General features: G+C 65.7%; 17 protein-coding genes, 1 tRNA gene and 1 pseudogene. 8 read left to right on the top strand and 11 right to left on the bottom strand.

All coding sequences use genetic code 11. The annotated features are described in order from the left end of the window. The first annotated feature begins 121 nt into the window (after nucleotides 1–121). Nucleotides 122–1117, top strand: a pseudogene (locus tag IMX13_RS15395) (IS30 family transposase). Between the two features lie 33 nt (nucleotides 1118–1150). Here IMX13_RS15395 and IMX13_RS15390 read toward each other — a convergent pair. The 4 genes from IMX13_RS15390 to IMX13_RS15375 all read right to left on the bottom strand — a co-directional run bounded on the left by IMX13_RS15390 (nucleotide 1151) and on the right by IMX13_RS15375 (nucleotide 5107). Beyond that, nucleotides 1151–2095, bottom strand: a complete 945-nt coding sequence (locus IMX13_RS15390) for a hypothetical protein (RefSeq protein WP_193396674.1) — start codon at nucleotides 2093–2095, stop codon at nucleotides 1151–1153. After that, nucleotides 2092–3474 (bottom strand): ATP-binding protein, encoded by a 1383-nt coding sequence (locus IMX13_RS15385; protein ID WP_319637195.1) that lies wholly within the window; start codon nucleotides 3472–3474, stop codon nucleotides 2092–2094. Before IMX13_RS15385 ends, IMX13_RS15390 begins: the two co-directional genes overlap by 4 nt. Before the next feature lie 445 nt (nucleotides 3475–3919). After that, nucleotides 3920–4009: transfer RNA gene (locus IMX13_RS15380), tRNA-Ser, on the bottom strand. Nucleotides 4010–4114: 105 nt separating this feature from the next. After that, a complete protein-coding gene (locus IMX13_RS15375; protein WP_053520355.1) occupies nucleotides 4115–5107 on the bottom strand; it encodes a LysR family transcriptional regulator in 993 nt (330 codons plus the stop codon). A 124-nt stretch (nucleotides 5108–5231) separates the two neighbouring features. Between IMX13_RS15375 and IMX13_RS15370 the strand changes: the two genes are divergently transcribed. Both IMX13_RS15370 and IMX13_RS15365 read left to right on the top strand, forming a co-directional pair. Continuing rightward, nucleotides 5232–5819 carry an NAD(P)H-dependent oxidoreductase gene (locus IMX13_RS15370; protein WP_074899233.1) on the top strand — a complete coding sequence of 196 codons (588 nt, stop codon included), beginning with the start codon at nucleotides 5232–5234 and terminating at the stop codon, nucleotides 5817–5819. Between the two features lie 237 nt (nucleotides 5820–6056). Next, a complete protein-coding gene (locus tag IMX13_RS15365) occupies nucleotides 6057–6407 on the top strand; it encodes a ligand-binding protein SH3 (RefSeq protein WP_193396672.1) in 351 nt (116 codons plus the stop codon). Nucleotides 6408–6510: 103 nt separating this feature from the next. On the opposite strand, the gene serS is transcribed toward IMX13_RS15365, so the two are convergent. Next, on the bottom strand, nucleotides 6511–7791 hold the full coding sequence (gene serS / locus IMX13_RS15360; protein ID WP_111186122.1) for a serine--tRNA ligase: 1281 nt from the start codon (nucleotides 7789–7791) through the stop codon (nucleotides 6511–6513). Nucleotides 7792–7904: 113 nt separating this feature from the next. On the opposite strand from serS, the gene IMX13_RS15355 reads away from it, so the two are divergent. Together IMX13_RS15355 and IMX13_RS15350 are read left to right on the top strand one after the other, a co-directional pair. Continuing rightward, a complete protein-coding gene (locus tag IMX13_RS15355) occupies nucleotides 7905–8543 on the top strand; it encodes an energy transducer TonB (protein WP_193396671.1) in 639 nt (212 codons plus the stop codon). 119 nt (nucleotides 8544–8662) lie between these two features. Then, nucleotides 8663–9232 carry an energy transducer TonB gene (locus IMX13_RS15350; RefSeq protein ID WP_193396670.1) on the top strand — a complete coding sequence of 190 codons (570 nt, stop codon included), beginning with the start codon at nucleotides 8663–8665 and terminating at the stop codon, nucleotides 9230–9232. A 118-nt stretch (nucleotides 9233–9350) separates the two neighbouring features. On the opposite strand, the gene aroA is transcribed toward IMX13_RS15350, so the two are convergent. From aroA to IMX13_RS15330, 4 genes are all read right to left on the bottom strand, one after another. Continuing rightward, nucleotides 9351–10667 (bottom strand): 3-phosphoshikimate 1-carboxyvinyltransferase, encoded by a 1317-nt coding sequence (aroA, locus tag IMX13_RS15345; RefSeq protein WP_193396669.1) that lies wholly within the window; start codon nucleotides 10665–10667, stop codon nucleotides 9351–9353. 75 nt (nucleotides 10668–10742) lie between these two features. Continuing rightward, complete coding sequence (gene pheA, locus IMX13_RS15340) at nucleotides 10743–11939, bottom strand: prephenate dehydratase (RefSeq protein ID WP_053515513.1); 1197 nt, start codon at nucleotides 11937–11939, stop codon at nucleotides 10743–10745. 52 nt (nucleotides 11940–11991) lie between these two features. After that, a complete protein-coding gene (serC, locus tag IMX13_RS15335) occupies nucleotides 11992–13077 on the bottom strand; it encodes a 3-phosphoserine/phosphohydroxythreonine transaminase (protein ID WP_193396668.1) in 1086 nt (361 codons plus the stop codon). A 162-nt stretch (nucleotides 13078–13239) separates the two neighbouring features. After that, nucleotides 13240–14043, bottom strand: coding sequence for an FHA domain-containing protein (locus IMX13_RS15330; protein WP_065176024.1), 804 nt, complete (start codon nucleotides 14041–14043; stop codon nucleotides 13240–13242). 124 nt (nucleotides 14044–14167) lie between these two features. Between IMX13_RS15330 and IMX13_RS15325 the strand changes: the two genes are divergently transcribed. The 3 genes from IMX13_RS15325 to IMX13_RS15315 all read left to right on the top strand — a co-directional run bounded on the left by IMX13_RS15325 (nucleotide 14168) and on the right by IMX13_RS15315 (nucleotide 16257). Beyond that, complete coding sequence (locus IMX13_RS15325) at nucleotides 14168–14443, top strand: polyhydroxyalkanoic acid system family protein (RefSeq protein ID WP_053515509.1); 276 nt, start codon at nucleotides 14168–14170, stop codon at nucleotides 14441–14443. Between the two features lie 80 nt (nucleotides 14444–14523). Then, on the top strand, nucleotides 14524–15015 hold the full coding sequence (locus tag IMX13_RS15320) for a phasin family protein (RefSeq protein ID WP_053515508.1): 492 nt from the start codon (nucleotides 14524–14526) through the stop codon (nucleotides 15013–15015). A gap of 237 nt (nucleotides 15016–15252) precedes the next feature. Continuing rightward, nucleotides 15253–16257, top strand: a complete 1005-nt coding sequence (locus IMX13_RS15315; protein WP_193396667.1) for a restriction endonuclease — start codon at nucleotides 15253–15255, stop codon at nucleotides 16255–16257. Between the two features lie 24 nt (nucleotides 16258–16281). Here IMX13_RS15315 and hutC read toward each other — a convergent pair whose 3' ends face one another. Together hutC and IMX13_RS15305 are read right to left on the bottom strand one after the other, a co-directional pair. Then, nucleotides 16282–17010, bottom strand: a complete 729-nt coding sequence (gene hutC / locus IMX13_RS15310) for a histidine utilization repressor (RefSeq protein WP_053515504.1) — start codon at nucleotides 17008–17010, stop codon at nucleotides 16282–16284. Nucleotides 17011–17037: 27 nt separating this feature from the next. Beyond that, nucleotides 17038–18408 (bottom strand): formimidoylglutamate deiminase, encoded by a 1371-nt coding sequence (locus IMX13_RS15305; RefSeq protein ID WP_193396666.1) that lies wholly within the window; start codon nucleotides 18406–18408, stop codon nucleotides 17038–17040. Nucleotides 18409–18470 lie beyond the last annotated feature (62 nt).

The raw sequence follows: 18470 nt of genomic DNA, 5'->3' as shown, positions 1-18470 counted from the left end.
TTAAGGAGCCGATCTAGCTTTGGGTGGATATATCGGCCTGACTGGGACCCCTTAGACTCAACTTCCAAGTGCAACACCCAGCAATCACGTAGGGTGCCGGCATGGAAAGCAGTACAGTCATTTGAGTTCCGAAGAGCGTGCCATGGTGCAGATCGAGATCGGCAAAGGCGCGAGCATCCGGTCAATCGCCGCGCACTTGGGTCGCAGTGCCTCCACGTTGCCTCGGGAGATTGGCAGGCAAGCGGAGCCTGCGTACAGAGCTACACCAGCAGCTCAACGATATCGGCAGCGCCGCAGGAAGAGTGTTCGCAAGCGTAAGATCGTCGAGGGAAGCGCGTTGTTCCAGAGCATTCGTGACGACCTGGTGCTGTATCGCTGGTCGCCCCAGCAGATTGCTGCCAAGCATGTGTTCCATGCACCCCGATGACCCTGCCCATCGCGTCAGCCACGAGACAATCTACGCAAGCATCTACGCACATCCCCGCTGCGGGTTGAAGAAGGAGCTGGTAGAGGCACTGCGGCAGAGCAAGCCCACGCGTGGCCGGCGTCGCACGAGCACTGCCAAACGGACCTAGGTGCCGGAGGAGCTGCGCATTGCTCATCGCCCCCAGGAAGTACAGCAGCGATTGGTCCCAGGACATTGGGAGGGCGACCTGATCAAGGGGGCATTCAACCGTTCGTGCGTGGGGGCACTGGTCGAGCGAAAGACAGGCTTTGTGATCCTCTGCAAGATGGACGGCTGCACAGCCGATGCTGCGCTCGAAGGTTTTAGCCGCCAGCTGAAGAAGTTCCCTGCTTCCATGCCCGCCAGCATGTCCTACGACCGGGGCACCGAAATGACGTGCTATGCCGAGCTGATGGACAGGCTGGATATGGATGTCTGGTTCGCCGATCCCCATGCGCCTTGGCAACGTGGAAGCAACGAAAAAATCAACGGCCTGCTTGCCAGTTCCTGCCCAAAGGCGTTGACCTGTCCGTGGCAAGCCAAGAACACCTCAATCACGTGTCGTGGCTGATGAACACCCGTCCACGTCAGACCCTGGGCTGGAAGACGCCAGCAGACGCGATGGACATTGAGCTACAAGCTTTCAGATCACGTGTTGCGCTTGCAAGTTGAGACCGCCCTTCGTCAAGTGGGAAGCCAACCCCTCTACGCTGCAGGGTCGTCGACAGCGGGGTCGTGTGTTAGTTGCAGCGTTTTGACGAACGGTATATCAATCCCACCTTGATCCAACTCATCTGGGGCATCGAGCTGTAACACCTCCGTCGCTATCTCCTTCGTTAGCACCTTTGCTAAGTCCGCCTGCACCGCCTTAAGTGCTTCATCTTGCTTTTTCCGTGCAGCAAGCGCCCTTGCCTTGATAATCGCATCGGCCGGCTTGCGAGCCAATGCCTTCTTCGCCAGCGTGGCCAGCGTGCCATCCAGTTTCTTGAAGAGCACATCCCTGCGCCGGTTCTCCTGCCCCGTGGCCAGCGCACGGATTTTCTCGATAACCTGCTCGTCTGTGAGTGCCACGGGAAGGTCACTCCCCATGGAGGCGAACAGATCTTCGCGCGCGGCAGCTACAACGGAGGCATAGTCCAAACCCGCAAGCTTGACAGCCGGCTCGTTAAGCTTGCAGATCCTCCGGAGCTCTTCACCCTTGTCATTCTTGCCAATGTAGATCTGGTAATTAACGTGATAAAGGCATTCATCCCATTCATCCAGCCTGGGATGGGCAATGCGGTAGTTTTCTGAAGAAATTGGCAGCTCTGCCAACGGGACCGCCGACTGCATCGAGTCAACCAGGACCTCGTCATTTCCCTTGGCGATGTTGCAGCACTTGCAGGCGACCGCCAGGTTATCGTCCACAGCAAAGAACTGTGGATGGCGATCCTCACAGAGAATATGCTCCAGATCCCAGTAGTTGCTGTTATCCGTATCTGGGTATTTCTGGCAATAGCAACATCTCAGACCCTGATCCCTCATCGCAGCCTTCTTGAAGCGAGCTTTTACCTCAGACGATTCGAACCATTCATTGAGATCCTTCTGACTACACGCGGCGCGAACCGCCGCCACTTCGCTCTGCTCACATGCCAGAAACTTGGTCTTCATTGGTCAATAATCGCAAGGCAGATACTGGCGACCAGATTGTGAAGTCGATCGTCTTTGGGGATATCCTCCTGAAACTTCAGCAGAAAGCGCGCCACCCGCTGGGCGCGCTCTCCCTTCTGCCGCCCCTGCTCGATCAGCGTCACCGCTTCCAGCACGAGCTGCTTGAGGAAGCTATTCTCGGGGGTGAGCACATTGAAGGCACCCAGCAGTGCCGCGTCCGGTGAGACATTGGCCACCGCCGCTTCTTCAACAACCACCTGCTCATCGTCCAGCCGCAGCACCGCACAGCCTCGGCCGGCAAACCCGCTAACAATCATCGGGGAATGCGTAGCCACCACATAATGGCAGCCGGGACGGCTACTCATCACCGCACCCAGCATCTGAACGTAGCGAAGCTGCCATTCCGGATGCAGGCTGTTTTCTGGCTCGTCAATCAACACCACGCAGCCTGCTTCCAGATGCGCAGCGAGACCCAGGAATCCGCATAACAGGTTCAACTCACCCGAAGACAGTTCGAGCAGTCGAACTTCACCTCCAGTGATCTTTCCCAGTGTCACCGACGCCATCTGCAGCACGTTCGCGTGCACTAGCTCGCGGATAGTTGCGTACTCCACGCGGTTGAAGTTCGAGTTGTCCGCTGCGCCCTGTTCAAAGTCGAATCGATACGAAAGCACACCATGGCTACGGGTATGACCAGCGCTCAGTAGTGGCTGTATGGACTCCAGCATGCGCTCGATGCGCGGCCGATCCAAATGCCTCGCTTCAAGCACCTTGTCCAGGCGATTCACGTGATAATCAATGTTCAGGACAGGGTGATAGCCGATAGCGGCCAACACATCCACCACTCTGCGGTCTTGTACAGGGCGCGAGGCAGAGAACGCCAATTGGTCGATAGACTGCAATAGCAGATGACGCGGCGACATGCGCACTCCCCCCCTGAAACCCAGATAGACATATTGCGCCTCTGGAATATTAGGAAGGAACTGTTCGCGAGGGATGCGATGATTATCGCCCGGGGGAAATTTATCGAATGGTGTAAAGGAAAGTGCAATGATCTTACGAGGCCCATCACCTCTGCCCAGGAAAGGATCGACTGAGCCGCGCAGGCCCGAGCGCGCTCCTGAATCGAAAATCTCATCCCGGTGCCCATCACTGTCCATTATCAGCCGCTGCAGGCGCGCCTTTTGCCATTGAACCTTAGGGCGCTCGTAGTAGTACGCCTGAAGGAACAGAACCAAGTCTCGAAGTAGGCTCGACTTACCGCTGCCGTTTCGGCCAATAAGGATGGTTACCGGGGAATCCGTCGCGACATCGGGCGCGAACGGCAGTCGCCGTAGTCCCAGAAGAGGCAGTTCGGTTTCCACTTCCCTGATGAACACACTCGACAAGCGACTGCTCCCTGAATTCACTGGGGAAACCTTCCAGTATCGGGCTCGTTGCTGTCAATAACGCAAGATCTGTTCCGTGCCGAAACAACAGACCTGTCGCCGTCACAACAACGAAATGAGGAGGCCAGAATCCATTTTTCCGAGCTTTATCACGCGTTGATCCCTCAACTGTGCGACGAGGCGAGCTGAGCCTGCGCCCTGCGCGACTGCACGCCCGTGGGCCCGAGCCACGCAATGCATTCGAAGGGTTCGCTGATCAGTCGGCAGCCGAGCATGCTTTGGGCGTCAACGAAGACACGCTGGACGGAGGACCAGCGGCCAGTCTCAAACCGACTCAAATGATGAGGGATGGGCACGCGACTCTCGCCTCTGCATGATTTCCGCGTCGCAAAGACGCAGGCATATTTCTATTTAGATTCAGCCACTTATCAATGACTGGCGGAGAGAGTGGGATTCGAACCCACGGAAGGTTTAACCCTTCGCCGGTTTTCAAGACCGGTGCCTTAAACCGCTCGGCCATCTCTCCGTATCGGCCCGGCACTGCTGGCCGGGCAAGCATTCTCGCACGGCCGGGCGATTTGCCCAAGACCGTCGTCGCGGCCGGGTCTGGCCCGGCGTTACCGCTCCAGGCTCAGCCCGCATCCACCGCCAGCGCACCCAGCGCGCTGGCCTTGATGCGTTCCTTGGCCTTCTCGCAGGCGCCGTCGCAATGCAGGCGCGAGGCCTCCAGCTGCGGCGGCAGGTGCTCGGCCAGGAAATCGATGAACACGCGCACCGCCGGCAGCAGGCCGCGACGCGAGGCGAACACGGCGTGGCACACGCCCTGTGGCAGCGACCAGTCCGGCAGCACCACTTCCAGTTCGCCATTGCGCACGGCATCGGCGCACACGGTCTCCGGCAGCATGGTGATGCCGAAACCGTCCTTGACCATGCTCTGCAGCAGCGGGAAGTCGAAGCCGGCCACGCGCGGCTGCAGGTCCACCCGCCGCACTTCGCCTTCCGGGCCATGCAGTTCCCAGCGCTGGCGCGCTTCGTCCTCGCTGATGCTGAGGGTGACGTGCTGGGTCAGCTCTTCGGGCTCCTTCGGGCGGCCGGCGCGGTCCAGGTACTTCGGGCTGGCTACCAGCAGTTCCTGCACCTGGCCGAAGCTGCGCATCACCAGGCTGCCGTCATCGTCCAGGCGCGAGCGCACGCGCAGGGCGACGTCGTAGCCTTCGTTGATGATGTCCACGCGGCGGTTGCTGATGTTCAGCTGCAGCCGCACCTTCGGGTACTGCTCGAGGAACTTGGGCAGCAGCTTGGGCAGCTGCATCTGCGCCAACGACACCGGCACGCTGGCGCGGACCACGCCGCGCGGCTCCGCACTGAGGCGGTCCACCACTTCGCGTGCGGCCTGTGCTTCGGCCAGCATGGTCTGGGCGTGACGGTGCACGCTGGTGCCGACATCGGTGACCGCGAAGCGGCGCGTGGAGCGCTGCAGCAGGCGCACGCCCAGGTCGGTCTCCAGCTGGCTGATGCGGCGGCTCAGGCGTGACTTGGGGATGCCCAGGGCGCGCTCGGCCGCGGCGAACCCGCCGTGGTCGACCACCATCGCGAAGTAGTACAGATCATTCAGGTCATGCATACCCGAGTTCCATATCTAGAACAATACGTGGCATTCAACCACCTTTATTCCGCCTTTGCAACAACCTATCGTTCTCTCCGTCGGCGGCAAACCCGCCCTTCCTTCCAGAACATAGGTGACTGCCATGAAGCTTCTGCATCTCGACGCCAGCGTGCTTGGCGACAATTCCGTCTCCCGCCAGCTGTCGGCGGCGGTGGTGGCCCGGTTCAAGGACCAGATCGACGGCCTGCAGGTCGATTATCGCGATCTTGACGCCAATCCGGTACCGCATCTGCGCAGCAGCTCGCTGGCCAAGACCGATGCGGCCGAGGCGACCGATGCTGAACAGGTGATGCAGCAGTTCCTCGATGCCGACGTCGTGGTGATCGGCGCGCCGATGTACAACTTCAGTATCCCGTCCACCCTGAAGGCCTGGATCGACCGCGTGGCCGTGGCCGGGCGTACCTTCAAGTACACCGAGAATGGCCCGGTGGGTCTGGCCGGTGGCAAGCGGGTGATCATCGCCAGCAGCCGTGGCGGCATCTACACCGATTCGCCGGCCGACTTCCAGGAGCCGTTCCTGCGCCAGGTGTTCGCCTTCATGGGCATCAATGAGGTCGAGTTCGTGCGTGCCGAGGGCATCGCCTACTCGCCGCAGCACCGCGAAGACGCCATTGCCGGTGCACTGGCTGCACTGCCCTCGCATGAGGCGGCGGAAGCGGCAGCGGCGTAACGCGTTCCAGCGTTCAGCGCCCCTCTCTCCTCGTCTGGGCGTTGAACGCGGGCCGGGATTCCCCTCCCCCCTCCCGGCCCACCCCGGCGGCCCCGCAATGCGGGGCCTTTTTTTTGGGGCCCGGTTCCCGCCCGCCGGGCATGGCCCGGCGCTACCCGATCGGTGTGCTGACACCGGGCCGTACCCGAACGGTGTGGTAGCGCCGGGCCATGCCCGGCGGAGACGGTACAGTGGGCCATGAACTACATCGTGACGACCACGCACCGCAGCGAATTCCCACACCCGATCACCCTGCTCCGCGGCCAGGCGCTGGTGGTAGGCGAGCGCTATGAAGGCCCGGAGGGCTGGGAGGACGGGTTCCTGTGCCAGGCCGAGGGGCAGCAGCCTGGATTCGTGCCGGCACCGGTGATCGGTCGCGATGCGCAGGGTGACGCGCTTGCCACCGCGGATTACTGCGCGCGGGAGCTGGATGTGAATCCGGGGCAGAGGCTGCGCCGGCTGCGCACACTGAATGGTTGGGCGTGGTGCATGCCCGGGGCGAGCGAAGCGGGATGGGTGCCGTTGGAGAAGGTGCGGGTTGTGGAGTGATCGCGGGGCTCATCCACGCAGGGCGTGGATGTAGCCGCATTGCAGATCCACGCCATGCGTGGATTCGGTGCCATGCAAGCATGGCACCCACCTGAGCCGGTTGTCAGGCGATGGTTTCCAGCCCACCCATGTACGGGCGCAGCGCTTCCGGCACGGTGATGCTGCCGTCGGCGTTCTGGTAGTTCTCCATCACCGCGATCATCGCGCGGCCGACCGCTACGCCCGAGCCGTTCAGGGTGTGCACCAGCTCGGGCTTGCCGGTGGCCGGATTGCGCCAGCGCGCCTGCATGCGGCGGGCCTGGAAGTCACCACAGTTCGAGCACGAGGAGATCTCGCGGTAGGTCTCCTGCGACGGCAGCCAGACTTCCAGGTCGTAGGTCTTGATGGCCGAGAAGCCCATGTCGCCGGTGCACAGCAGCACCTTGCGGTACGGCAGGCCCAGCTTTTCCAGCACGACTTCCGCACAGCGGGTCATGCGCTGGTGCTCGGCCTCGCTGTCTTCCGGCTGGCAGATCGAGACCAGCTCGACCTTCTCGAACTGATGCTGGCGGATCATGCCGCGCACGTCGCGGCCGCCGCTGCCCGCCTCGGCACGGAAGCACATCGAATGCGCGGTCATGCGCAGCGGCAGGCGCTCGGCGTCGACGATCTCGTCGCGCACGATGTTGGTCAGCGGCACTTCCGAGGTGGGGATCAGGTAGCGCGTGGACTCGCCGACGGCCGTCTTGAACAGGTCATCCTCGAACTTCGGCAGCTGGCTGGTGCCGCGCAGCGATTCGGCGTTGACCAGCAGCGGTACGTTGGTTTCCTCGTAGCCGTGTTCGCCCGTGTGCAGATCGACCATGAACTGGGCCAGCGCACGGTGCAGGCGCGCGATCGGGCCACGCAGCACGGTGAAGCGCGAACCGGACAGCTTGGCGGCGGTTTCGCCATCCAGCCAGCCGTTGCGGGCGCCCAGTTCGACGTGGTCCAGCACCTTGAAATCGAACTGGCGCGGGGTACCCCAGCGCGCCTGCTCGACGTTGTCGTTCTCGTCGGCACCGGCCGGTACGTCGTCGGCCGGAATGTTCGGAATACCCAGCGAGATTGCTTCGATCTTCTCGCGCAGCTCGTCCAGCGCCACTTCCGAGGCCTTCAGTTCGTCGGCGAAGGCGGCGACCTCGGCCATGATGGCCGAGACGTCCTCGCCCTTGGCCTTGGCCTGGCCGATGGCCTTGGAGCGGCTGTTGCGCAGGCTCTGCAGCTCCTGGGTCCGCACCTGGATGCGCTTGCGATCGGCCTCCAGGGACTCCAGGGCAGACACGTCGAGCTCGAAGCCGCGGCTGGTGCGCAGGCGTTCGGCGAGGTCGGCGGGCTGGTGGCGGAGCAGGGCTGGATCAAGCATGGCAGGTGTCGTGGTGGGTGTCAGGACCGGGATTATCGCCTGTTATGCGGATTTCTGCCGCCCGGTTCATTCGGGCCGTGGCAAAATCGGGCTATTCCGTACTGGTCCGGTCCATGTCTGCACCCCGCTCGTCGTCCGCCAAGTCGTTCACTGTGCATATTCCGCGCAACGCCCTGAAGATCGCCGGCATCGCTTTCGGCGTGGGGGTGCTGCTGTTCGTGGTGGTCTGGCTGACCGGCCGCGACAAGGAATTCTTCCGCGCCGACCCTGCGGCACAGACGCCGCAGGAAACCGCCCAGGTGGAGCCTCTGCCGGAACCCCTGCCGGCGGCAGCCGGGTCCAGCGACATGCCCGACGCCAAGCCGGCGCCGGCACCGGAAGACGCCCCGAAGCTGGTGGAAACCGCTCCGCCCCCGCCGCCTGCAATGGCTGAACCGGCACCCGCTGCGCCCGGCACCGTGCCGGTCGCCGGTGGCGGCAGCCAGCCCATGCCGATCGCGGGCCAATCGCCGCCGCCGGCCTATCCAGCCGCCGCACTGCGTGCGGGCGAAACCGGCAGTGTGGTGGTGCGGGTAGAGGTGGACGCTACGGGCTATCCGAACAACGTCGCCGTCATCCAGCGCAGCGGCTCGCGTGACCTGGACCGCGCAGCGACCGACGCGGTGCGCCGCTGGCGCTTCACCCCGGCGCAGAGCAACGGGCAGGCGGTGCCGGGCACCATTGAAGTGCCGTTCGACTTCAAGACGCAGTAACTGAACGCATACCGGAAGGCAAACTGAACCCTCCCGGTTGCGTTGACGCAACACTGACACTTTTCTTCGTGGCCTCGGGCAACACTCGGCACGTCGTCAACCGACGTAAGGAGTTTGCGATGACTGTCACCACCCATGAAGACCTTCATTCGCCGCAGATGCAGAAGGACGGTACGCCGCGCCGGGCCACATCGCCTTGGCTGTGGGTCGCGCTGATCGTGGCGATGTTCGCGGCCGCGCTGCTCTGGCTGCGCTATTCCGGACCGGATGAGGTGGCGCCTGCACCGGTCGGCGAGCGCATGCTACCAGCCACCGAACAGACGCCTGTTGCCGAAACGGCACCGCCTGCCGCACGACAGGCCACGCCGGCCACGAGCGAGCGCAAGGCAGTGCCGGCGGTGCGCAACCGCGAGGCGCGCCCGCTCGCCAGCAACAGCAAGCCGGACTATCCGGCAGCTGCGCTTCGTAACGGTGTGCAGGGCAGCGTGATCGCCAGCCTTGATGTGGATACCCGCGGCAACGTCACCAATGCCGCGATCGTGTCGCGCAGTGGCGAACGCAGCCGTGACCTGGATCGTGCGGTCCTGCGCACGGTGCAGAACTGGAAGTTCCAGCCGGCCATGCAGGATGGCCGTGCTGTGGCCAGTGTGGTGCGGGTCCCAGTGGATTTCCGTACCGAGCAGCGTTGATCGCGGACGAGGGGTTCGTGATGTTCGACGGAGGCTTCGGCCTCCGTCATTTTGCACGTCTGATGCCTGCTCGCCGGGCATGGCCCGGCGCTACCGATTCGGCGGGCCTGGCCCGGCACTACCGATGATCTGAGAGATTGAACCCGGCGCTGCGTGCCAGGCCGTCGAAGTCGGGGAACGAGGTGGCCACGTTGGCGATGTCGTTGATCCGTACTTCGCCGTCGCTGATCTGGCCGGCAATGGCAAAGGCCATGGCGATGCGATGGTCGCCGTGGCTTTCGATGGTGCCGCTGCCCAGACGCGTGCCGCCATGCAGGGTCGCGCCGTCTTCGGTTTCATCCACCTGCATGCCCAGCGCGCGCAGGCCGGTGGCCATCGCTGCCAGGCGATCCGACTCCTTCACCCGCAGCTCTGCTGCGCCGCTCACCACGGTCTTGCCGTCGGCGGCAGCGGCGGCGACGAACAGGGCCGGAAATTCATCGATCATGTCCGGCACCAGCGCTTCGGGAATGCGCGCGCCCTTCAGCGGCGCGTAGCGCACCACCAGGTCAGCGACCGGCTCGCCGCCCTGCTCGGCTGGATTTTCTTCGGTGATGTCCGCCCCCATCAGCCGCAGTGCATGCAGCAGGCCGGTGCGACGCGGGTTCAGGCCAACCTGCTTCAGGCGCAGCTCGGAGCCGGGAATGATGCTGGCGGCCACCAGGAAGAACGCTGCCGAGGAAAAATCGGCGGGCACCGCGATGTTGGTGGCACGCAGGCGCTGGCCACCGCGCAGGCGCGCCTTGCCCGGCGAGAACTCGATCTGCACGCCGAACGCGGACAGCATGCGCTCGGTGTAGTCGCGGGTGGGGTGCGGTTCGACGACGCTGGTTTCGCCCCGTGCGTACAGGCCTGCCAGCAGCACGGCCGACTTGATCTGCGCGCTGGCCACCGGCGAGGTGAACGCGATGCCGTGCAGTGCCTGGCCACCCTGCACGTGCAGCGGCGGCGTGCCATCGTCCTGGGTATCGATCTTCGCCCCCATCTGCGACAGCGGGCCGGTGACACGGCGCATCGGCCGGCCGGACAGCGATTCGTCGCCGATCAGGGTGCAGTCGAACGACTGCCCGGCCAGCAGGCCCGCCAGCAGGCGCATGCCGGTGCCGGCGTTGCCGCAGTCCAGCGCTGCGCTGGGCGCCTGCAGGCCATCGATGCCGACGCCGTGGACGATGCGCTGCGACGGGCTGGGGGTTTCGATGCGCACGCCCAGCTGGCTGAAGATGCGCGCGGTGGCGCGGGTGTCTTCGCCTTCCAGGAAACCCTCGATGTGAGAGGTGCCGTCAGCCAGCGCGGCAAACATCACCGAACGGTGCGAAACCGACTTGTCGCCGGGAATGGTGAGGCTGCCCTGCAGCGGCTGGCCCTTGCGGGCGATCCAGTGTTGCGCGTTGCTCATCGTTCGATCATTCCGTAGACGCCGGCGGGCCGGCGGTGCATCAAGGGGTGGTGGCCGCGGCCACCGCGGCAGGCATCAGGGCACGGCCACCGGATAGGAGCCGAGGACCTTGATCTGCGCCGAGTGTGCTTCCAGTTCGGCCAGCGCGGCCTGCATCGGCGCGTCGTCGATGTGGCCGGCCAGGTCGATGAAGAAGCCGTACTCCCACTTGCCGTGGTGCGAAGGCCGCGACTCGATGCGGTTCATGCTGATGCCGTGGCGTGCGAACGGACTGAGCACGTCGAACAGCGCACCCGGCTTGTCATGGATGAAGACCAGCACCGAGGTACGGTCATGGCCGGAGGTCGGGAAGATGTTGCGGCCCACCACCAGGAAACGGGTGGTGTTGTCGGCATCGTTCTGGATCGGCTTGGTCACCACCTTCTTCAGGCCGTACACGTGGCCGGCACTTTCGCCACCGATGGCCGCCGCATCGTCGGCGTTGCGCGCGCGCCGTGCGCCTTCGGCGTTGCTGGAGACCGGAATCTTCTCGGCCTTGGGCAGGTTGGCGCGCATCCACGCCGAGGTCTGCATGAACGACTGCGGGTGGCCGTAGACGCGTTCGATGTCCTCGATGCGGCCGCTGCGCGACATCAGGTACTGCTGCACGCGCAGTTCCACTTCGCCGCAGATCTTCAGGTTGGAGGTCAGGAACATGTCCAGGGTGATCTGGATGGTGCCCTGCCCCGAGTTCTCCACCGGCACCACGCCGAAATCGGCGTTGCCCGCTTCCACTTCCTGGAAGACTTCTTCGATGCTGGCCAATGGCAGGCCCAGCGCCGAGCGACCGAAATGCTTGAGCACGGCCTGCTGGCTGAAGGTGCCTTCCGGACCGAGGTAGCCGATCTTCAATGGCTCCTGCTGGGCCAGGCAGGCCGACATGATCTCGCGATAGACGTGCACCAGCACTTCATCGCTGAGCGGGCCTTCATTGCGGTCCACCACCATGCGCAGCACCTGTGCTTCACGCTCGGGGCGGTAGTAATCGACGGCGGCGGCAAGCTTGCCCTTGGCCTTGCCGACCTGGTGGGCGAACTGCGCGCGCTCGGCGATCAGGCGCTGGATGTCGCGGTCGATCTGGTCGATCTTCGAACGCACGTCGGCCAGTGCCAGCGGCGCCTGGGTGGGGGCCGGCGTCGATGCAGCCCTGGCCTTGGACGTGCCCTTGGACGCAGCGCTGTCCTTGGCCGGTGCGGCCTGCTTCGGCGCCTTCTTGCTGGATTTGCTTGCCATCGGAATTCCCTGTTGCGTGGGCACGCACCCGACGGTGCGCGCCGTTCATTGCTCAGCCGTAGCGCTGCTGGAAGTCGGCCATGAAGGCGACCAGCGCCTCCGCACCCGCCAGCGGCATGGCGTTGTACAGCGAAGCACGGATGCCGCCGACCACCTTGTGACCCTTCAGCGCCAGCAGGCCGGCGGTCTTGGCCTCGGCGACGAAACGCGCATCGAGGTCGGCGTTGGGCAGGAAGAACGGAATGTTCATCCGCGAGCGCGCCGCGTGCGCGACTTCATTGCGGTAGAAGCCGCCGGACGCATCGATGGCGCCGTACACCAGCGCGGCCTTGGCCGCATTGCGCCGGGCGAACTCGACCACGCCGCCTTCAGCCAGCATCCACTTGAACACCAGCCCCGCCAGGTACCAGTTCCAGGTGGGCGGGGTGTTGAGCATCGAGTCGCGCGCCACGTGCGAGCGGTAGTCGAAGATGTCCGCGCGCGGCTGGCCACTGCGCTCCAGCAGGTCGCGACGGATGATCATCACCGCGATGCCGACCGGGCCCAGGTTCTTCTGCGCGCCCGCGTAGATGACGCCGTAGCGGCGCACATCCAGCGGTTCGCTGGCGATGGACGAACTGAAATCGGCCACCAGCGGCACATCGCCGGTATCGGGCACGTCACGGAACTCGACGCCGTGGATGGTCTCGTTGGCGGTGATGTGCACATAGGCCGCATCGGGCGAAAGCTGCCAGCTGCTGCGCGCGGGCAGCTCGCGGTAGCCCCCGTCCTCGCTGCTGCCAGCGATGTTGACGTCCACATAGGGGCCGGCCTGCTTGACCGCCGTCCTGCCCCAGTGGCCGCTGACCACGTAGTCGGCACGCTGGCCGGGGCTTGCGAAATTCAGCGGGATCAACGCCTGCTGGGTGGTGGCGCCGCCGGACAGGAACAGCACGGCGTAGTCCTCGGGAATGTCGAGCAGGCGGCGCAGGTCCGCCTCGGCCTCGGCGGCGACGGACATGAATTCCGCACCGCGATGGCTCATTTCCACGATCGAGGCGCCGGTACCGTGCCAGTCCAGCATTTCCGCCTGCGCCTGGCGCAGGACCGATTCCGGCAAGGTTGCAGGGCCGGCACTGAAGTTGAACGCGCGCGTCATGTCACACCTGTGGGGCAAGATCCCTAGTATGCCGCAGTGCACCAGCCTTGCGGCCTTGCGCGGCAAGGGAAATTTGGTTTCATCGGAATCCATCGCCCGCGGCACTGCGCCGGCAGTCGCCGACCTGGGCCGGCGCCTGCCCGAAGCACGGAGACGACAGGCTCAGCGCGCGCCGAACCAGAGCAGCAGGCTGAGCAGCGCAGCCAGCAGCAGTGCGCTGACCAGCAGCCACGGCCAGCGGCGGACCCGGCGCGGAGGAAGGGGCTCGGCGGGCGCCCGTTCGGCCTCGTGGCTGGACTCATCCTCGGCCGCCAGCGGCCGCCGGCGCGGATCACGCGGCACTTCCAGCACGAAACGGTGCTGGCCATCGAATACCACCTGGTCGCCCGGCTGCAGCCAGCAGTGGCGCACGGCCACGCCGTTGACGCAGGTGCCATCGGCGCTGCCCAGGTCACGCAGCAGGACGCGATCGCCGTGCACTTCCACGCGCGCGTGCTGTTCGGCGAACGCCGGATCGTCGATGGCGATGTCGGCCTCGGTGCCGCGGCCGATCACGCGGGCGCGCGACAAGGTGAAACTGCGGCCATGGTGCAGGCCACCGACGCCCCGCAGCAGGCGCTGCTCGTCGCCGGCATCTTCGCCGTCCGGTGACGGCGCCTGCAGCAGGCTCTCGGCTTCGCCCCGCAGGACCATTTCCACGCCATCGACATACACTGCATCGCCGGCGCGCAGCAGCGCCATGCGCCGTACCGGACGGCCGTTGACATGGATGCCGCGGATGCCGTTGCCGACCTGGAGCCAGAGGCCGCGATCATCCATGCAGAACTGCGCCAGCAGCAACGCGCCGTTGCCTGCTTCGCCCAGCCGCACGCTGCCGTTGGCATGGCGCACGATGCGTTGCACCCCGGGCCGCAGCGGCTGGTCGGGCTGTTGTTGTTGACTGAAGTGAACAAGCAGGTTCTGCACGCGGCGCAGCCTAGCAGGTTGGCCGGCATCGAAGAAGAACCCCGGATGAGCGCTTGGCGCGGACGCGATCGATGCGCACAATGCTCGCCCTCTCTGATCACCCCGCCCTGCGCCAGGAGCCTGCATGTCCACCATCGATGTCCGCCACGCCCACGCCCTGCCCGACGCACAGGCGCGCGAGGCGATCGAACAGGTTGCCGCCAAGCTGGCCGAGCGCTTTGGCCTGAAGTCCTCGTGGAGCGCCGATGTGCTGAATTTCTCCGGCAGCGGCGTGGACGGCGCGATCGAGCTGCAGCCGGGCGCCGTGCGGGTGACCGCCAAGCTCGGCTTCCTGCTGTCGGCAATGAAAGGCATGGTCGAAAGCGAAATCCAGCGCGTGCTGAAGGAAAAGCTGGGCTGAACCACGACAGCGGCCGTCACGGCCCTGCAACGGCGGCGCGCGCTACTCTCGGGGCAGGTCCAACTCCCACGGGAAGTGCGATGAACCGCTACGAAAACGACGACCGCCGCGACGACGACGCCACCTTTGGTGAACAGGCCGGACGCTTCTCACGCAAGCTGAGCGATTCGGCCCAGCAGGTCTGGCTGGCCGGACTGGGTGCGCTGGGCCGGGCACAGGCCGAAGGCAGCCGTTTCTTCGATGGGCTGGTGAAGGAAGGCGAGGCCTGGGAGGCCCGCCGCCGTGAGCGCGCCAGCGAGCAGGGCCCGGGATGGCGCGACAACGTCGAGTCCTCGCTGGATGAGGCGCGCGAGAAGGCCTCGGGCACCTGGAACAAGGTCGAAAAGGCCTTCGACGACCAGGTGCAGGGCGTGCTCAAGCGCCTGCATGTGCCCACCGCCGACGAGCTCACCGCGCTGGAGGCACGCCTGGACGCCCTGCATGCGCGCCTGGCCAAGCTGGAGACGCGGGCGGCCTCGGGCAGCGATGCGCCGGCCCCGGGCAGCCACCAGTCGCCGGGCAGCGTGCCCTGACGATGGATTGTTGCAATGCAATAAAATTTGCCTGACAATCGCGAGCAGCCCGCCAATCGCTTCGCCTGCCGTTTGTTCCCTCCCCTCACGGCTTCAGGATTGGCGGGTTTTTCGTGCCTGCGGAACGCCGATCTGAGCGTTCCATCACGCTTGCTGTGGGGAACGTCCTGACCCTGCCAGGCAGTGCGCGCTTTACACTGTCTGCTTCCGTTTTCGCCCCTTCCGCGCTCTCCCTGCATGCTTCCCTGGATTCTGGCCCTGCTGTCGGCCCTGCTTATCTGTTCCCTGGCCGTCGTTCACCTGTGGTGGATCAAGCGGCGGCAGAAGGAGATGCAACTGGGCCTGCAGGCCTTGGCCGGCATGCACTGGCGGGAGTTCTCCGCGCTGGTCAAGCGGATGCTGCGCGAGCAGCGCGGCCTGCGCGAACTGGAGGTTCCTGCCGAGGATGCCCGCGAGCCCAGCAGCGATTTCCTGCTCAGCGATGGCCCCAATACCTGGCGGGTGTCCTGCAAGCATGGCCTGGCCTATCGCATCGGTACCGCTGCGGTGAACGAACTGGGCGCGGCAGCGCGGCTGGCCGGGGCCAAGGGCGGCGTGCTGATCACCGAAGGCCGGATCCAGCGCGATGGCCGCAGTGCCGCCGAGCTGCAGGCCGTGGAGGTGCTGGACGGCCCGCGCCTGTGGCCATTGCTGCAGCCCTATCTGCCGGCCGACATCGATGCGCGCGTGCGCGCCACTGCGCGCCACGAGGCCCTGCGTCGCATCGCCATTGCCGCGTTGGCCTCGGTAACCGTCGGCCTGCTGGTCGGCCTCGGCCTGCAGGGCCTGCACCTGGCGTCACCGGCGCCGCAGGCGGTGACCGCCCCTGCCTCCGCCGACATCGCCGCCGCGGCGCCTGCCGCTGTCTCCCAGGCGCCCGCACCGGCAGCGGCGGCGCCTGCTGCTGTCGTTTCCACGCCGGCAGACGATGGCCACAGCGACCCCAACCCGGATATGGCGACCCTTGACCGTTACCAGGCGGATCTGGCCCGGGCGCTGGCTGGCCAGCCCGGCATTGCCAGCGGCGTCTGGCTGACCCGGCAGACCCTGGCGATCAACCGCACCGGCGAACTTGACGATGTGTGGCCGCGCGTCTGCACGCAGGTCCTGCGCTACCCCGCGCTGCGCACGGTGCGCGTGCAGCTCAATGCCCGCCCCGGCGTGGATGAGCCGGTGCGCTGGCGGCAGTGCGCGACGTATTGATCTGAACGCGCGGAAGCGTGCGCGCTAGCGCGCGCCGGGCGCGAAGCGGGCCACCAGATCCCAGGCATCGCCGAGGAACACCTGGCGCACGCGGGTGATGGGCTGTTCGCCCCGCCAGGTCAGGCGTTCGATCACCAGGCAGGCGGTGCCCGGCTTCACGTCCAGCAGGCGGGCAGACGCCGTGTCCGCACCCCACGCGCTGATGCGGTGCTGCGCCCGGGTCCAGGACACGTTCTGCAGCAGCCAGCTGCCCGGCGCGGTGGTGCTGAAGTCCACCTCCAGCACCTCCGGTACACCCACCGGGCTGATCAACCGGTGCTCCAGCGCCAGCGGGCGGCCGTCGGCAAGATGCAGGCAGCGCATCGCCAGCAGCATTTCACTGCCGGCCAGCTCCACTTCACCGGCATTGCCGGCGTCGGCCAGGCGCAGCTCGCGCTGCAGCAGCCGGTACCCGTACTGGTGGCCACGCGAGCCGACCTCCATCGCGATGTCCGGAATCTCCAGCGCCACCTGTTCCAGATGCGGTGGCTGCCGGGCGACGAACGAACCGGCCCGGCGGCGACGCTCGATCATGCCGCTCTCGGCCAGCGCGGTCAGCACCTTGTTGACGGTCATCCGCGAGCAGCCGTACTGCTCCATCAGTTCGTGCTCATAGGGGATGCGGAAACCCGGCGCCCACTCTCCGCTGAGAATGCGGCTTTCCAGGTCGCTGCGGATGCGCTGGTTGAGCGTGGCGGACTTGCTGGCCTTCACGTGACAGGTCTCGGTGGCGGGAAGCGATCAGCCCAGCACGCCGCGCAGGGCGGCAGCGAAGGCGGTGGTGATCGCCTCGCGCTGGAGGTGGCGGCCTTCGGCCACGCATTGGCGGCCATGGCGCCAGACCGATCGCAGCGCGCCATTACGTGCGGCGAACACCCAGCTGTCAAGCCATGCGTCACCCCGTCGCGCCTGCAGCGCGGGGTGTGCGGCGTCCAGTTCGAGCAGGTCGGCACTGGCCCCGACCTGCAGACCTGCGGCCACGCCCAACGCCTGTGCGCCGCCGTGCAGCGCGCCCTCGAACAGGAATCTGCCGCTGCTGCGGCTGGCATCGGCAGCCAGCACGTTGCGCCCGCGCAGCGCCAGGCGTTGGCCGTATTCGAGCAGGCGCAGTTCCTCGGCCGCATCGATCAGCACGTTGGAATCGGACCCCACGCCGAAGCGCCCGCCTTCGCGTGCGAACGCCTGCATCGGGAACAGGCCATCGCCCAGATTGGCTTCGGTGATCGGGCACAGGCCGGCGACGGCCCGGCTGGCGACGATGGAGGCGCGCTCGTCATCGGATATGTGGGTGGCGTGCACCAGGCACCAGCGCGCGTCCACCTCGGCGTGCGCGTACAGCCACTGCACGGGACGCTGTCCACTCCACGCCAGGCAGGCGTCGACTTCGCGCACCTGCTCGGCGATGTGGATGTGCACCGGGCCCTCGTTCAACGGCAGCAGTGCTGCCAGTTCATCGCCGGTGACGGCCCGCAGACTGTGCGGGGCGATGCCCAGCACCGCATCGGGCAACGCGGCCAGCGCAGCACGGGCACCCTCCAGCAGCCGCGCAAAACCGTCCACGTCGTGAATCAGCCGACGCTGGGCCGGGTTCGGCGCTGCACCACCGAAATCGGCGTGGGCATAGAACACCGGCAGCAGGGTCAGGCCGATGCCGGTCTGTGCCGCGGCTGCGGCAATACGTGCACTCATCTCGGCCCGGTCGGCGTAGGGCCGCCCCTCCGCATCGTGGTGCAGGTAATGGAACTCGCCGACACGGGTGAAGCCGCTTTCCAGCATCTCCATGTATGCCTGGGCAGCGATGGCCTGCACTGCGTCCGGGCGCAGGCGGGCAAGGAAGCGGTACATCAGTTCGCGCCAGCTCCAGAAGCTGTCGCCGTCGCCGCCCCCGATCTCGGTCAGGCCCGCCATGCCGCGCTGGAACGCATGGCTGTGCAGGTTCGGCAGGCCCGGCACCAGGATGCCGACCCGGGCATCCCCATCCTGCGCGGGCTGCCCCACATCGATCGCGGCGATGCGCCCCGCCTGCACCTGCAGGCGGACATCGCGGGCCCAGCCATCGGCGAGCAGCGCGTGGGCGGCATGGAAACAGGACGGGGAACGCGAATCGGACATGGCTGGACAACCCGAAATGGACACCTATATTGTATAGACATATAAGCACAGCCGCAGTGTGG

The sequence above is a fragment of the Stenotrophomonas sp. B2 genome, assembly GCF_014947095.1.
GTDB lineage: Bacteria > Pseudomonadota > Gammaproteobacteria > Xanthomonadales > Xanthomonadaceae > Stenotrophomonas > Stenotrophomonas maltophilia_P.
This window is presented reverse-complemented; position numbering and strand designations above follow the sequence as displayed.

Bases quoted from the DNA above. Each gene is read 5' to 3' on its own strand.
- IMX13_RS15390 (WP_193396674.1), bottom strand. From the start codon at position 2,095: ATGAAGACCAAGTTTCTGGCATGTGAGCAGAGCGAAGTGGCGGCGGTT.
- IMX13_RS15375 (WP_053520355.1), bottom strand. From the start codon at position 5,107: ATGCATGACCTGAATGATCTGTACTACTTCGCGATGGTGGTCGACCAC.
- IMX13_RS15370 (WP_074899233.1), top strand. From the start codon at position 5,232: ATGAAGCTTCTGCATCTCGACGCCAGCGTGCTTGGCGACAATTCCGTC.
- IMX13_RS15365 (WP_193396672.1), top strand. From the start codon at position 6,057: ATGAACTACATCGTGACGACCACGCACCGCAGCGAATTCCCACACCCG.
- serS (WP_111186122.1), bottom strand. From the start codon at position 7,791: ATGCTTGATCCAGCCCTGCTCCGCCACCAGCCCGCCGACCTCGCCGAA.
- IMX13_RS15355 (WP_193396671.1), top strand. From the start codon at position 7,905: ATGTCTGCACCCCGCTCGTCGTCCGCCAAGTCGTTCACTGTGCATATT.
- IMX13_RS15350 (WP_193396670.1), top strand. From the start codon at position 8,663: ATGACTGTCACCACCCATGAAGACCTTCATTCGCCGCAGATGCAGAAG.
- aroA (WP_193396669.1), bottom strand. From the start codon at position 10,667: ATGAGCAACGCGCAACACTGGATCGCCCGCAAGGGCCAGCCGCTGCAG.
- pheA (WP_053515513.1), bottom strand. From the start codon at position 11,939: ATGGCAAGCAAATCCAGCAAGAAGGCGCCGAAGCAGGCCGCACCGGCC.
- serC (WP_193396668.1), bottom strand. From the start codon at position 13,077: ATGACGCGCGCGTTCAACTTCAGTGCCGGCCCTGCAACCTTGCCGGAA.
- IMX13_RS15325 (WP_053515509.1), top strand. From the start codon at position 14,168: ATGTCCACCATCGATGTCCGCCACGCCCACGCCCTGCCCGACGCACAG.
- IMX13_RS15320 (WP_053515508.1), top strand. From the start codon at position 14,524: ATGAACCGCTACGAAAACGACGACCGCCGCGACGACGACGCCACCTTT.
- IMX13_RS15315 (WP_193396667.1), top strand. From the start codon at position 15,253: ATGCTTCCCTGGATTCTGGCCCTGCTGTCGGCCCTGCTTATCTGTTCC.
- IMX13_RS15305 (WP_193396666.1), bottom strand. From the start codon at position 18,408: ATGTCCGATTCGCGTTCCCCGTCCTGTTTCCATGCCGCCCACGCGCTG.